Annotated in this window: 13 protein-coding genes; 3 read left to right on the plus strand and 10 right to left on the minus strand. The window is 71.7% G+C overall.

Going from position 1 to position 14,645, the window contains the following annotated elements; all coding sequences use genetic code 11:
- Position 1: 1 nt before the first annotated feature.
- From ACVFI9_RS18265 to ACVFI9_RS18295, 7 genes are all read right to left on the minus strand, one after another.
- Entirely contained in the window at positions 2-2,245 is a 2,244-nt protein-coding gene (locus ACVFI9_RS18265) for a glycoside hydrolase family 31 protein (RefSeq protein ID WP_474763596.1), read from the minus strand.
- A complete protein-coding gene (locus tag ACVFI9_RS18270; RefSeq protein WP_474763597.1) occupies positions 2,242-3,387 on the minus strand; it encodes a glycoside hydrolase family 15 protein in 1,146 nt (381 codons plus the stop codon). Before ACVFI9_RS18270 ends, ACVFI9_RS18265 begins: the two co-directional genes overlap by 4 nt.
- A gap of 88 nt (positions 3,388-3,475) precedes the next feature.
- Positions 3,476-4,720 (minus strand): ABC transporter substrate-binding protein, encoded by a 1,245-nt coding sequence (locus tag ACVFI9_RS18275; RefSeq protein ID WP_474763598.1) that lies wholly within the window; start codon positions 4,718-4,720, stop codon positions 3,476-3,478.
- 116 nt (positions 4,721-4,836) lie between these two features.
- The gene (locus tag ACVFI9_RS18280) at positions 4,837-5,715 is read right to left on the minus strand and encodes a carbohydrate ABC transporter permease (RefSeq protein WP_474763599.1); all 879 of its coding nucleotides are present in this window, start codon (positions 5,713-5,715) and stop codon (positions 4,837-4,839) included.
- Positions 5,708-6,673 (minus strand): carbohydrate ABC transporter permease, encoded by a 966-nt coding sequence (locus tag ACVFI9_RS18285; protein ID WP_474763600.1) that lies wholly within the window; start codon positions 6,671-6,673, stop codon positions 5,708-5,710. Before ACVFI9_RS18285 ends, ACVFI9_RS18280 begins: the two co-directional genes overlap by 8 nt.
- Positions 6,670-7,878 carry an ROK family transcriptional regulator gene (locus ACVFI9_RS18290; RefSeq protein WP_474763601.1) on the minus strand — a complete coding sequence of 403 codons (1,209 nt, stop codon included), beginning with the start codon at positions 7,876-7,878 and terminating at the stop codon, positions 6,670-6,672. Before ACVFI9_RS18290 ends, ACVFI9_RS18285 begins: the two co-directional genes overlap by 4 nt.
- A 173-nt stretch (positions 7,879-8,051) precedes the next feature.
- The gene (locus ACVFI9_RS18295; protein WP_474763602.1) at positions 8,052-8,627 is read right to left on the minus strand and encodes a TetR/AcrR family transcriptional regulator; all 576 of its coding nucleotides are present in this window, start codon (positions 8,625-8,627) and stop codon (positions 8,052-8,054) included.
- A gap of 72 nt (positions 8,628-8,699) precedes the next feature.
- On the opposite strand from ACVFI9_RS18295, the gene ACVFI9_RS18300 reads away from it, so the two are divergent.
- Complete coding sequence (locus ACVFI9_RS18300) at positions 8,700-10,100, plus strand: MFS transporter (RefSeq protein ID WP_474763603.1); 1,401 nt, start codon at positions 8,700-8,702, stop codon at positions 10,098-10,100.
- A 141-nt stretch (positions 10,101-10,241) separates the two neighbouring features.
- Entirely contained in the window at positions 10,242-11,699 is a 1,458-nt protein-coding gene (purF, locus tag ACVFI9_RS18305) for an amidophosphoribosyltransferase (RefSeq protein ID WP_474763604.1), read from the plus strand.
- A gap of 129 nt (positions 11,700-11,828) precedes the next feature.
- Here the strand turns inward: purF and ACVFI9_RS18310 are convergent, their stop codons facing one another.
- The 3 genes from ACVFI9_RS18310 to ACVFI9_RS18320 are packed head-to-tail and all read right to left on the minus strand — an operon-like array spanning position 11,829 to position 13,170.
- Positions 11,829-12,278: a hypothetical protein gene (locus ACVFI9_RS18310; protein ID WP_474763605.1), complete on the minus strand. Its 450-nt coding sequence runs from the start codon at positions 12,276-12,278 to the stop codon at positions 11,829-11,831.
- A gap of 49 nt (positions 12,279-12,327) precedes the next feature.
- Positions 12,328-12,714, minus strand: coding sequence for a hypothetical protein (locus tag ACVFI9_RS18315; RefSeq protein ID WP_474763606.1), 387 nt, complete (start codon positions 12,712-12,714; stop codon positions 12,328-12,330).
- Positions 12,715-12,741: 27 nt separating this feature from the next.
- A complete protein-coding gene (locus tag ACVFI9_RS18320; RefSeq protein WP_474763607.1) occupies positions 12,742-13,170 on the minus strand; it encodes a sterol carrier family protein in 429 nt (142 codons plus the stop codon).
- A 155-nt stretch (positions 13,171-13,325) separates the two neighbouring features.
- Here ACVFI9_RS18320 and purD point away from each other — a divergent pair, with 155 nt between their 5' ends.
- Positions 13,326-14,639 carry a phosphoribosylamine--glycine ligase gene (purD, locus tag ACVFI9_RS18325; protein WP_474763608.1) on the plus strand — a complete coding sequence of 438 codons (1,314 nt, stop codon included), beginning with the start codon at positions 13,326-13,328 and terminating at the stop codon, positions 14,637-14,639.
- The last annotated feature ends 6 nt before the right edge of the window (positions 14,640-14,645 follow it).

Raw genomic sequence — 14,645 nt, forward strand, 5'->3', positions numbered from 1 at the left:
GTCACGGCATGAAGACCCCGGCGTGCCGCGGCCATGCCTCGGCCCGCACGTGCACGGGCACGCGATCGAGCGGCACGGCCGAGTGCACGAGCGCCCCGCCCGCCTGCCGCTCGCCCGTCCACGCATCGACCCAGTCGCCCGGCGGCAGGGCCGTCTCGTGCTCCTGCTCGCCCTCGACGACGACCGGCGAGACGAGGAGGTCGCGGCCGAGCATCCACTGGAGCGGATGCGTCCACGCCGTCGCGGTCGAAGGGTGGTCGAAGTACACCGGCCGCATGAGCGGCGACGAGGTTCGGATGCTCTCGGCGGCCTCGGCCGCGAGGTACGGCACCAGGCGCTCGCGCAGCTGCGCGAAGGCGCGGAACACCGGGATCACGCGATCGTCGCCCGTCTGCTCGGCGAGGTTCCACGGCGTGCGGTCGCGCGACGGGGTGCGGTGGTGGTTGAACTCCGAGTGGTACTGCATGATCGGCACGAACGTCGACGCGGCGGTCGACCGCAGGTACAGCTCGGCGCTCGGGAGCGGACCCGAGAAGCCGGCGAGGTCCCAACCCCAGTAGAGGATGCCGCACGCCGCCGCCGAGAGTCCCGCGAACATCGACCAGCGGAACGCCTCCCACGTCGAGTTCTCATCGCCCGCCCAGAACGCGCCGTGCGCCTGCGATCCGGTGAAGCCGGCACGGCTGAAGGTCACGGGAGCCTTGCCGGCCGAGCGGAGCAGGTCGCCGTAGGCCTTCGCGTAGGCGACCGGGAAGGTGTTGTTGCCCTCGTCGCCGTGCGTGCCGTCGAGGTAGACGAGTTCGCGGCCCCAGGCGTGCTCGCCGCCGTCGGTCTTGAAGCCGTCGATGCCGACCTCCTCGACGAGGTAGCGGCGCTTCTCGGTCCACCAGCGCGCGGCACGCTCGTTCGTGAGGTCGGGCATGGTCGACAGCGGGAACCACCAGCCGCGGTTGCGATACGCGTGCAACGCGCCGCGCGCGTCGGGCTCGCGGATGAGCACGCCCTCCCGCGCCGCGGCGAGCGCGTCGGCCCTCGCCTGCCCGGTGGGGTGGGGCCTCGCCTTCAGGAGCGGGATCTGCCAGAGGTGTACGCGGATGTCGCGGGCGTGGAGCTCGTCGACCATGCCCCTGGGGTCGGGCCACGCGCCGTCCGGCGGGAACTCGAAGTCGGCGAGCCGGTGCGGCGCGCCGTCTTCCGTGACCGCGTACCGCGCGTCGCGGAACGCCGTGAACGTGCGCTCGTCGCTCCACGCCTCGATGACGACCGACCCCACGGGCACGTCGTGCTCGCGGTGCAGGTCGACCTGGCGCATGACCTCGGCCTGCGTGTTCCACTCGTTGCCGCTCGCCCAGAGCCGGAACACCCAGTCGGGCAGTTCCTCGGGACGACCGACCTCGTCGAGGAACGCATCGAGCACGGCGGTCGGCGAGCCGTCGTAGCACGCGACGGTCACGGCGGGCTCGCCGGCCGTGGCATCCATCTCGACCTCCACGACGATCGCGTCGGGCTCGCTCGAGCCGACGTCGAACCACACCCGTCGCGACGTGCGCACGTGGAAGCCCCAGCCGTCGCCGCCGACGACGTGCGCGAACGGCATCGGCAGATAGGTCTTGCGCTCGGCGCCCTGGCTCTTGTACTGCTCGAAGACCACCGAGTCGAGCGTCGTGCCACGGTGGTCGAGCGCGTCGAAGCGCTCGCCGAAGCCGGTCACGTGCTCGCCGCCGGCGAGCGGCAGGGCGAAGCGGATCCGGCGCACGCGCTCGCCGTCGGTGAGCACCGAGACGCTGCCGGAGACGACCCGGCTGCGGCCCGACGTCGCGACGGTCTCGTCGGGCGCGGGCGTCCACGCCGAGCTCCGGGTCTCGAACCAGCGCGTGCGCTGCGTCGCCCCCTCGGCGGTGCGGCCGACCAGGCGGTACCGGATGTCGCTGCCGGCGGGCGGCGCATCGAACGTGACCGCCCAATCGCCGGCCGAGCGCGCGAGGCGCGCCTGCGCGGAGGCGAGGTGGCCGCCGTCGATCGCCTGGCCGCGCGAGGTGCGGGCGACGCGGGCGAGCGGCATCCGGCGCTCGTGCCTCGCGCCATCGGCGAGCGTGATCTCGACCTCGGCGTCGACCTCGACGACGTCCGGCGTCGTCCGCGCCCCGAGCGTGAGCGGCTCGCCGGCGACGGGATCGACCGGCTGACGCTGCTCGGTGTCGACCGAGTACGGGTGGCCGGAGCCGTTGGGACGGTGGCGGATCATTCGGTTGCGTCTCCATCGCTCGGGGTGCCGGCGCCGTCGAGTTCGACGGCGAGGCGGATGAACATGGCGTGGCTCCAGAGCAGCGGCTGCGCGACCGGCCCCCAACGCTCGACCCATTCGTCGACGCGCTCGGGCGCGAGCAGGTGCCCGCCGACCTGCTCGGGCAGCGAGCCGTCGGCCGCGGCCGTCGACGCGGCCCAGTCGAGGAGCTCCCTGGCCCGGGCGACGTCGCCGGCACGTGCGTGGGCGACGCCGAGCATGCACGACAGCAGTGGCCAGCGTCCGCCGCCGAAGAACGTGTCGCCGAGGTAGCGGTGCACGCCGCCGCCGACGGTGAGGTCGCGCTCGATCGCCTCGATGGTCGCACGACCCGGGCCGGATGCCGCGGGCACGACCCCGAGGAGGCCAACGACCGAGGCGAGGCTGGCGTCGACGGCGCTCGAGCCGATCCACTTCACGAGGTGGCCGTCGGCCAGGCCTTCGGCGTGGATCGTCTGGACGATCTCGGCTTCGGCCTCGGCGGCGGATGCCTCGAGGCCGGCGTCGAGCACGCCGAGCGCGACCGCCTCGCGGAGGCCGGCCGCGATGCATCCGAGCGTCGAGACGTGCACGTGCATCGCGTGCTCCTCCCACCAGTCGAAGCACGGGCGCCGCCATGACGAGCACAGGTACTCGACGCTGAGCTCGATGGCGCGCGCCCAGCGTGCGGCATCCCTGCCGTGGCGCCGCACGTGCTCGCCGACCGCCCAGAGCCACGTACCGTAGCCGTCGAGCTGGAAGTCCCACCATTCGTCGAGGCCCGCTCGACCGTCGAACCTGAAGCGCGTCGGCAGCATGGCGCCGTCGGCGACGGGTCGCCCGTCGGCGGCCGCGGCCGTGATCGCGGCGATCTCCTCGGCGCGCGCCTCGAGCACCCGTGCGCACCAGTCGAAGAAGCGCTCTGCCGACTCGGTCCTGCCGTAGCTCGACATGCCATCGGCGATGAAGGCGCCGTCGCGGAACCAGCTGTATCCCGCGTACGCGGAGAACGTCGGGCTCGCGGGGTAGGCTCCGTCCGCGTCCTGAAGGGCGGCGATGAGGGCGGCGCTCGACTCGGCGAGTGAGGCGATCGATCTCGGTCGGTCGATCTCGGGCAGGGTCATCCGTCTGCTGCTTTCGTGGTCGTGCGGTGGTGGCGGGTGACGGGGCCGGGCGATCGCCCGGCCCCGATGATGGGCTCGGCCCGGCTGGTCAGCCGCCGATGGCGGCGTTGATGCGCTCCTCGGCGGAGGCGAGCGCCTCCTCGACGGTCTTGCGACCGGACTGCGCCTCGACGAGCTCCTCGGTCATGATGTCCTGCATCTCCTGCTGGCCCTCGGCCACCACGGGCGGCAGGGCGATGCCGTCGAGCGAGTCGAACACGGCCTGGCGGTTCTCCGGGGTGCCCTTTTCGAGGTAGGTGGCGAGCGCCGCCTCGTCGGAGATCGGCGGGAGCTCCCAGCCGGCGTCGAGACGCGTCTGCACCATCACGTCGCTCGAGGTGAGGAACTCGGCGAACTTCGCCGCGGCCTCGGGGTGCTTCGAGCCCGAGGAGACGCCGACCGCGTTCGAGAACACGGCGCTGGCCTGCTGCGTGTTGCCCGGCTCGACCGCGATGTCCCAGCCGAACGGCACATCGGCGACGGATCCGAACACCCAGATGCCGGTGTGCATCATCGCGAGCTTGCCGTCCTTGAACAGGTTCGTGTCGAAGTCGGGCGTGCCCTGGCCCTGCTCGATGGTCGGCATCACGGTGCCGCTCTTGCCGACGAGCCACTGCGCGGCCTCGATGCCCTCCGGCGTGTTGAACGCGACCTCGGTGCCGTCCTCGTTCAGGAACTCGCCACCGTTCTGGGCGAGCACCTTGTAGAACTCGTAGAAGCTCACGGGCTGGTGGTCGCCCCAGACGCCGGCGGCGGCATCCGTCAGCTTCTCGGCCGCGGCCTGCTCGTCGGCCCAGGTCCAGTCGGACGTCGGGTGCTCGAGTCCCGCCGCGTCGAACAGGTCGGCGTTGTAGTAGAGCACCACCGTCGAGAACGAGCTCGGCAGCGCGTACTGGGTGCCGTCGGTCTGGTACGCCTCGAGCAGGCTCGGCCGATAGGCGTCGGGGTCCGCGACGGGCAGTTCGGCGAGCACGCCGTTGGCCTGGTACTGCGCGTAGTTCGCGTACTCGATGTCGAAGACGTCCGAGACGGTGCCCGCGGCGAGGTCGGTCTGCAGCGCCGTGCCGTAGTCGGCGTAGGGCAGCGTCGTCACCTCGACGGTGATGCCGGGGTTCTCCTCCTCGAACGCGTCGACGATGGCCTGGAGGTTCTCCTCGTTGCCGTCGTTCGAGATGAAGTTCGTGTAGGTGATGGTCACCTGGCCGTCATCGGCAGCGTCGCCCGCGGCGCAGCCGCTCAGGGCGAGCGCCGCGGCGGCGGCGATGCCGACGGCGGCGAGTGCTGTGCTCCTCATGGTGGGTATCTCCTTCGATCGGGGTGAGGGGGTGATGGATGGGATGGTTGGGATGGTTGGGATGGGTGGAGTGCGTGGTGGAGGGATGGGATGCGCGGCGCCGCGGCGCCCCGGGCCTACTTCAACCCGGTGTTCGCGACGCCTTGGATGACGTACTTCTGGGCGAAGAGGTAGATGGCGAGCATCGGCAGGATGCTGATGACCGAACCCGCCATGACGACGTCCCACTGCGTCGTGTACTGCCCCTGCAGCCCCGCGAGCGCGACGGGCAGGGTCTGCACCTCGGGCGAGCGCAGCACGACGAGCGGCCAGAGGAAGCTGTTCCAGCTGCCCATGAACGCGAACACCGCGAGCGTGGCCAGCGCGGGCCGGATGTTCGGCAGCACGACCGTCCAGAAGATCCGGAAGTGTCCCGCGCCGTCGATCGCGGCGGCCTCGTCGAGCTCGACGGGCACCTGGTTCATGGCCTGACGCAGCAGGAAGATGCCGAACGCCGCGGCGAACGTCGGCAGCAGCGCGCCGAGGTAGGTGTCGACGAGCCCGAACGCCCGGAGCTCGGCGAACAGGGGCACCACGAGCACCTGCAGCGGGATCATCATGGTCGCGAGGTACACGCCGAACACCACCGTGCGACCGCGGAACGGCAGTCGGCTGAAGGCGTAGGCGGCCGTGGCGCTCGTGAACAGCTGCACGATGGTGGTGATGGTCGCGAGCATCAGGCTGTTGCCGACGACCCGTGCGAAGGGGACCTCCGAGAACAGCTGCGTGTACGCGTCGAGTCCCGGCTGCGCCGGCACGAGCTGCGGCGTCGAGCTGAGTCCCGCGCCCGGGCTGAACGACGTGACGAGCGTCCAGTAGAACGGGAAGAACATCGCGAGTGCGCCGAGCACCATCACGACGTGCAGGACCACGCTCCTGGTGAGGGCGGAACGCGCCGCGGGCGTGCGACGCGTGGTCGCCGACGTCGTGCCCGTGTCGATCGCCTGGTCAGCCATAGTTCACCCACCTCCGTTGTCCGCCGATCTGAACGACGGTGACGGCGAGGATGACCACGAACAGCAGCCAGGAGAGCGCGGATGCCTCGCCGGCCCTGCCGTAGCGGAACGTGAGGTCGTAGATCTGCTGCACGACCACCTGCGATGCGCCGCCCGGGCCTCCCCCGGTCATCGCGTAGACCTGGTCGAATACCTGGAACCCGTTGATGAGCGAGATCACGACGACGAAGAAGGTGGCCGGCGAGAGGAGCGGCAGCGTCACCGAGAACAGGCGGCGCCACCAGCCCGCGCCGTCGACGCGTGCCGCGTCGAGGAGCTCGGGATCGATGGCCTGCAGGCCGGCGAGCAGGATGACCATGACGAAGCCGAGGTCCTTCCACGCCGACGCGAGGATGATCGAGGGCATCGCCCAGGCGGGGTCGCTCCACCATCCCGGGCCGTCGATGCCGAAGAACCCGAGCACCGTGTTGACGACGCCGTTCGACGGATTGAGCAGCCACCGCCAGACCAGCGCGACGACGATCCAGCTCGTGATGACCGGGAGGAAGTACACGCCGCGCAGCACCGTGCGGCCGCGCAGCGCGGCGTTCAGCCCGAGCGCGATCGCGAGGCCGCCGACGTAGACGATCGGCAGGTAGCCGACGATGTACGTCACCGTGTGCAGGAAGATGTCGGCCGTCTCGGGGTCGGTGAGCAGCCTCGCGTAGTTCTCGAGCCCGACCCACTTCGCGGGGGCGAGCAGGTTCCACTCGGTGAGGCTGATCCAGGCGGCCGCGACCATGGGCCCGAGCACGAACAGCGCGAGCGGGATCGCGCTCGGCAGCAGGAATGCGAGCACGGTGAGGGTGTACCGGATGCGTCGGGCGCGATGCCCGCTCGGACGTGGGGGCGACACCGCGCGCGGGGCACGTGCGGGTTCGGCGACCGCCGCGGCGGTCTCGCCGACGAGGGCCGTCATGGCCGGGCCGCCTGCTCCACCAACCGGGCGCGGATCAGCCGGCCCTGGTCGCCGGCGTCGCCCGCCGCGTCGAACGGCGTCGCGAGAACGAGCGCCGCCGCGCCCTGCGCCCAACTCTCGTCCTGCCACGTCTCGACCTCGACGGGAATGCTGCGGCGGTGCCGCAGGAGGTGCGAGCGGAACGCCGGCTCGAAGCCGTACGACCAGTGCCGCCAGGCCGTCGTCCCCTCGCCGAGCACCACGACGAAGGCGGGATCGATGGTGTGCACGACGCCGGCGAGCGTGCGTCCGAGCAGGGTGCCGGCCTCGCCGTAGATGCGCGCGGCCCGCTCATCCCCGGCCTCGGCCGCCGCCTGCAGCGCGGCGATGCCGGCGGTGCCGGAGATCACGCCCTGTTCGCGGGCCCGGAACACGAGGGCCGCCTCGCCGATGTACGCCTCGAGGCATCCGTCGTTGCCGCAGCTGCAGCGCGGACCGTCGTCGGTGACCGGGATGTGCCCGATCTCGCCCGCGCCGCCCGAGGCCGCACGCAGCACGCTGCCTTCGACGACGATGCCGGCCCCGATGCCGGTGCCGATGGTGACCACGAGGAAGTTGTCGTGCGAGCGGCCGAGCCCGAAGAGCCGCTCGGCCACGGCGAGCGCGTTCACGTTGTTCTCGACGATGACCGGCAGTCCGAGCGCCCGGCGCAGCCCGGCGCCGAGCTCGACGCCGCTCCAGCCGAGCTGGGGCGCGTCGACGACGCCGCTGCCGGGCAGGTCGACGCTGCCCGGCACGCCCACGCCGACGCCGAGCAGGGTCTCACCCGTACCGCCCGAGATGAAGTGGCGGATGCGGTCGACGAGCTGCGTGAGGAAGGTGCTCGACGCGGCGTCGTACGGCTCGCTCGCCGAGCGCAGCACGCGCCCGTCGATGCCGACCTCGACGAACGCGACGTGATCGGCGACGACCTTGACGCCGATCGCACGGCTCGACGATGCCGCGAGGCCGAGCATGCGGGCGGGGCGTCCGCCGTTCGACGGTGCCTGATCGAGTTCGACGAGCAGGCCGTCGGCGATGAGGTCCTTCACGAGCTGCGTCATGAGCGCGGGGGAGACGCCGAGCACCCGGGCGAGATCGGCGCGGGAGGCCGGTCCGTTCGCGCCGAGCTGGGCGAGGATGGCCGAGCGGTTGACGTCGGTGCGGGAGTTGGAGCGGATCGCCATTGATGCCTCGGGTCGTGTGCTGGGGACTCGCTTAATTTAGTACTAAATAAACGTCAAAAGCAAGACCCCGCCACAGATTTCCGAGTCGTCAGTGCGGCGGCCCGCGGACGGGTACAGGCAGCCATCACCGACGACTCGAGGAGTCGCATGCGGCCGCGGGGGCGGCAGCGCCGTCAGGCGCCCGCGGTCACGAGCGACACGACGGTGGCCGCGACCACGCGATCGGCCTCCGCCTCGGCGAGCCTGCCCGCGCGCAACTCCGCCGCGGCGGCGTGCAGCAGCGCGGTGTGGCAGCTCGTGAGCCATTCGGCGCTGAGGTCGCGCCGCATCGACCCCTCGCGCTGGCCTCGCTCGATCAGGGCGCGCACGCGCGCCATCGGCTCGGCGTGGTGGGCCACGATGCGCTCGTTCGAGAGCGCATCCTCGGCCGCACCGAGCAGCCGATGGAACGTGTCGACGATGCGCCAGGAACGGCGCACCAGCCGGTCGAGGGCCGCGATCGGGTCGCCGTCGAGGTCGAGTTCGGCGAGTTCGGCCTCCGAGCGCTCGATGGTGCGGACGAGCACCGCCTCGATGAGGTCCTCACGCGAGGCGAAGTGCCCGTAGATGGTGACCCGCACCACACCGGCGGCCTTCGCGATGTCGGCCATGCTCGCGCCCGGATCCTCGCTCAGGCGCACCACGGCGGCGTCGAGGATGGCGTCGCGGTTCCGCAGTGCATCGCTGCGCGTCGATCGGGTGCTCGTCATGCCTTGATCTTATCGGCGACAGGGGTGTATAAGTTAATACCTTGACAGCCGTGTAAAAGATCGGAGCCGCAGATGACACGCACGCACGCCCATACCCGACCCGCCGCGCCGGCGAGACGTCCCGACCGCCTCGACGATGTCGCGCTCGTCGTGCTCGCGCTCGCGCAGGCGATGCTCGTGCTCGATGTCACGGTGGTGAACGTCGCATTGCCGGTGATGAGCGCCGAACTCGGGCTGGCGCCGGCCCTCGCCGCGTGGGCCGTCGCGGCCTACGCCGTCCCGTTCGGCGGCCTGCTGCTGCTCGGCGGTCGCCTCGCCGACGTCTTCGGGAGCCGACGGATGCTCCTCGCCGGCCTGCTGGCGTTCACGCTCGCCTCCCTGGCCGCCGGGCTGGCGACGAGTGCCGAGTGGTTCCTCGCCGCGCGAGCGCTGCAGGGCGTCGGCGCCGCGCTCCTGTCGCCCGCCGCCCTCGCCACTCTCCTGCACCGGTTCCACGGCAGGTCGCGCCACCACGCGCTCGCGGTCTGGGGTGCCGTCGGCGGTGCCGGCGCCGCGGTCGGCGTGCTCCTCGGCGGCCTCCTGACCGGCGGTCCGGGCTGGCGCTGGATCTTCTTCGTCAACGTGCCCGTCGGCGTCCTCGTCGCCGTCGCCGTCGTCGCCTTCGCGGTGGCGCCTCGTGTCGCCCGTCGGCGGGAACGCGTCGACCTCGCCGGCGCGCTGCTCGCGACCGCGGGCATCGGCGGCCTCGTGGCGGCGCTGTCGGCGACGTCCACGGGCGAGGCGATGCTGTCCGCGGGGCTTGCCGCCCTCGGCATCGGGCTGCTGGTCGCATTCGTCGCCGTCGAGCGTCGCTCGGCGCAGCCGCTCGTGCGGCTCGGGCTCGTGCGCTCGCGTCCGGTCGCGACGGGGTCGCTGCTCATGCTCGTGGCGACGGGCCTCCTCGTCGGCGGACTGTTCATGTTCTCGTTCGAGCTGCAGGCTGGGGCGGGCTGGTCGTCGATCGCGACGGGGCTCGCCTTCCTCCCCGTCTCGGTCGCGATCGTCGCCGGCTCGCACACCGCCGGCCGGCTGGTCGGACGTCTCGGCCCCCGCATCGTGGGCTCCGCAGGCCTGGTCGTCGCCGCGGCAGGCCTCGGGCTCGCCGCGGCGGCGATCACGGCCGTCTGGCCCGAGACCGCTGCGATCGCCGGCATGACCGTGGCGGCCGTCGGCCTCGGCGCGGCGTTCGTGTGCGCGAGCACCACCGCGCTCGGCGGCGTCGACGAGACCGAGGCCGGCGCGGCATCCGGCCTGCTGAACTCCTTCCACGAGCTCGGCAGCGCGACCGGCGTCGCCGGCCTCGGGGCCGTCGCGGCATTCGGCATTGGCGTCGGGTTCCAGGTCGGCGCGGTCGCGGCGATCGTCGCCGCGGTCTTCGCCGCGGCCCTCATCTCCCCCGGCGTCCCGCGCTCGAGCGGTCGCTTCGTGCACTGATGCCTCGCGCCGGCCGCCGGCCGTAGGGGCATCCGCTCACGTGCGCACCGGCGGCCACTCAGGCGGCTCACACGCGCAGGTATGGGATGATGGATCGTCCAGCTCGGACGCTTCCCCACCCCACGAGGAGCCATCGCTCGCATGTGCGGCATCGTCGGCATCGTCTCCACCGAGCCCGTCAACCAGCAGATCTACGACAGCCTGCTCCTCCTGCAGCACCGCGGCCAGGACTCCACGGGCATCGCGACCGCCGACGGGCCGGTGTTCCACATGGCGAAGGCACGCGGGCAGGTGCGCGAGGCGTTCCGCACCCGCGACATGCGGTCGCTGCTCGGCAACATGGGCCTCGGCCACGTGCGCTACACCACGAAGGGCGCCGCCGAGCGCGAGGAGGAGGCGCAGCCGTTCTACGTGAACGCGCCCTACGGCATCATCCTCGTGCACAACGGCAATCTCACGAACACGCGCGAGCTCTCGGAAGACCTGTTCCGCATCGACCGGCGTCACGTGAACTCCACGAGCGACACCGAGATGCTGCTCAACGTGCTCGCCACCGAGCTGCAGGGTCGGATCACGGGCCTCGAGCTCGACCCCGACCAGGTCTTCCGCGCCGTCGAGCTCGTGCACGAGCGCGTCGAGGGCTCCTACGCGGTGATCGCGATGATCGCCGGCTACGGCCTGCTCGCGTTCCGCGACCCCTTCGGCATCCGACCGCTCATCCTCGGCAAGCGCACCACGGAGTCCGGCAAGACCGAGTGGATCGTGGCATCCGAGTCGCTCGTGCTCGAGAACGGCGACTACGAGATCGTGCGCGACGTCGAACCCGGAGAGGCGATCTTCATCACGCTCGACGGCGAGATGGTGTCGCGGCAGTGCGCCCGCAACCCCCGGCTCGTGCCGTGCTCGTTCGAGTACGTGTACCTCGCGCGGCCCGACTCCGTCATGAACGGCATCTCGGTGTACGAGGCCCGCCTGCGCATGGGCGACCGGCTCGCCACGACGATCGAGACCCACATGGACAAGGGCGACATCGACGTCGTCATGCCGATCCCCGACTCGTCGCGCCCGTCCGCCATGCAGGTGGCGCAGAAGCTCGGCATCGAGTACCGCGAGGGCTTCTACAAGAACCGCTACGTCGGCCGCACGTTCATCATGCCCGGACAGGCGCAGCGCCGCCGCTCGGTGCGCCAGAAGCTCAACGCCATGGGCACCGAGTTCAAGGGCAAGAACATCCTCATCGTCGACGACTCGATCGTGCGCGGCACGACGTCGAAGGAGATCGTCGAGATGGCGCGAGCCGCGGGCGCCAACAAGGTCACCTTCACCTCGGCGGCGCCCCCCGTGCGCTACCCCCACGTGTACGGCATCAACATGCCGAGCCGGCAGGAACTCGTGGCGCACGACCGCAAGATCCCCGAGATCGCCCGCGAGCTCGGCGCCGACCACATGATCTACCAGGAGGTCGCCGACCTGCAGGCGGCGATCACCGAGGGCACGTCGATCGAGCAGCTCGACATGTCGTGCTTCACGGGCGAGTACGTCACCGGCACCGTCACCGAGGAGTACCTGGGCTGGGTGGAGAAGACCCAGCTGAGCTGAGGCGCGCACGCGAACCGAGCGGATGCCTCGTGCCGCCGTGACAGCAGCCGTTCTTCGCCGCGGCGGTCCGACGTCGAGCCGCCTGTGCGAGGTGGGGCCGCCGCGGCTCGGTGCGCAGGACCTCGCGTGCTACTCGTCGACGTGGTGGGTGGACTCGTGCTCGGCGATGCCGGCCTCGGCGCGCCGGGCGAGGGCGCGGTCGATGATGAGCGCCACCACGGCGCCGACCCCGACGCCCACCGCGCCGCAGAGCAGCAGCAGGAAGCCGAAGACCTGGCCCTTGTCGAACTGCACGAGCTCGTTCTCGGGAGCCTGGCCGTCGAACGCGAACGTGAGGATGAGCGCGACGATCGCACCGAGGATCGCCCCGAGGATGATGAACCTTCCGTAGCGGGGGGAGCGGCGCACCATGACCGTGTCGCTGGTGACCTCGGTCTCGACGGGCTCCACGTGCTCGATGCCGGCACCCGCGTCGGCGGGGCTGCCGGCTCCGACGGCGGGCGGCCGCACGCCGTCCGCACCGAGGCCCGCCGCGGAGAGGGGCTCGGGCTTCTCGGGGGAGTTCTGCGTGTCGCTCACCCCTCCATTGTCCCGCACGGCGGGCTCGGCGGCATCCGCCGCCCGCTTCTCAGCCGAGCGCGACGATCAGCGCCAGCACCGCGAGCACGACCGTGACGGGCGTCATCGTGTACCGCTCGGGCCTGCTTCGCGAGATGGCGTTCATCACGATGCCGAGCACGAAGTAGCCGAAGATCACCCAGGCCGCGACGTCGACGACGATCTCGGGCAGCACGAGCGGCGCGAGGCCCGCCCGCATCAGGAAGATCCACGCGAACACGGCGTAGAGCACGATCGAGACGACGCTCCCGACGCGCTTCGACGTCGGCAGCACCCGGTCGGCGCCGCCCCACGCGTAGTGGCCGAGCGGAGCGCCGAGGATGAGGGCGAGCTGGAAGACGGCGAGGACGCCGAGCAGGACGCAGAGGGCGATGGCGGCGAAGGCTGCGAGAGTCACGGTCGGAGCCTAGAACGGAGCGCCGACTCAGGGAATGCGCAGCACCGGCAGTTGGCCGTCGAGATCCGCACGTTGGCCGGATGCATGCACTCGACCCGACGCCCGGGCCTCGGCCCAGGACAGGTCGCCCACCGCCAGGGCGAGCCAGGTGGCGGCATCCGTCTCGACGACGTTCGGCGGCGTGCCGCGCGTGTGCTTCGGGCCCTCGATGCACTGCACCGCGCCGTGCGGCGGCACGCGCACCTCCACCGTGCCGCCCGGCGCCTGCTCGGCGAGCAGCTGCAGCGTGTAGCGCACCGCGATGGCGAGCGTGGAGCGGTCGACGGCGATGCCCTGAGGCTCTCGAGGGGATGCCCCGCGCCCCGCGCCTGCGTCCTCACCGTGTTGCGCGGCGATCGCCCGCACCGTGCTCACCGCCGCCCGCCCCAACCCGTCGTCGATCCGCGCTCGTGCCATGCCTCCATCCTCCCGCACGCATTGCCGACGCCGGTCGGAATTCAGGAGGGCGGCGCGCCACCCGCGCGGTGGGAGCGGCATTCCGCGACTGGACCCGCGGACTCGCGACATCCGTTCCTGAATTGCGGGCGGATGCGACGGGGTAGCCTGAACCGGTGAGAATCCTCGTCCTCGGCTCGGGCGCGCGCGAGCACGCCATCATCCTCGCGCTCCTCGACGAGGAGGCCGGTCACGAGATCATCGCCGCGCCGGGCAACGCCGGCATCGCGGCATCCGCCACCTCATCGGCACGCGGCAGCGTGACGACGATCGCGCTCGACCCGACCGACCCCGTGCTCGTCGCCGACTACGCGTTCGACAACGACATCGAGCTCGTCGTGATCGGCCCAGAGGCGCCGCTCGTCGCCGGGGTCGCCGACGCCCTGCGTCCGCGCGGCATCGCCGTGTTCGGGCCGGGCAGGGCGGCGGCAGCACTCGAGGGCTCGAAGACGTTCGCCAAGCGCATCATGGAGGCCGCGGGCGTGCCCACCGGGCGAGCGAGGCTCGCCGACACGCTGGCCGAGGTCGAGGCGACGCTCGACGACTTCGGCGCGCCCTTCGTGGTGAAGGCCGACGGCCTCGCGGCCGGCAAGGGCGTACTCGTCACCGACGACCGCGACGCGGCGGTCGCGCACGCCACGCACTACCTGCAGCAGGGCCCCGTGCTCGTCGAGGAGTTCCTCGAGGGCCAGGAGGTCTCGCTGTTCCTCCTCTCCGACGGCACGAACGTCGTGCCGCTCTCGCCCGCACAGGACTACAAGCGACTCCACGACGGCGACCGGGGACCGAACACGGGCGGCATGGGCGCATACTCGCCGCTGCCGTGGCTCGCCGACCGCTTCGGCAGCGAGCGGGCCTTCGTCGACGAGGTCATCGAGACCATCGCGAAGCCCACCGTCAAGCAGCTCGCCGAGGAGCAGACCCCGTTCATCGGGCTGCTCTACGCGGGCCTCATCCTGACCTCGCGCGGCATCCGGGTCATCGAGTTCAACGCGCGCTTCGGCGACCCCGAGACGCAGGTCGTGCTGCCCCGCCTCGAGACCCCGCTCTCCGGGCTCCTCTTCGCTGCGGCGACGGGCGCGCTCGCCACGACGCCGCGTCCGGTGTTCCGGTCGGATGCCGCGGTCACGGTGGTGCTCGCGAGCGAGGGGTATCCCGAGTCCCCCGAGACGGGTCGCGTGATCGAGGGCGTCGATGCTGCGGCATCCGTGCCCGGCGTGCACCTCGCGCACGCCGCGACGGCCATCGGCTCGCCCGCCGAGCCCGGTGCGACGGCGCCGCTCGTGGCGACCGGCGGACGCGTGCTCAACGTCGTCGCGATCGGCGCCGACTTCGCCGAGGCCCGGCGGCGTGCGTACGATGCGCTCGGCCGCCTGCGCCTCGAGGGCGGGCAGTACCGCACCGACATCGCCGCGCGCGTCGCGGAGTGAGGGGAG

It is taken from the genome of Agromyces sp. NSFZ (genome assembly GCF_056156205.1).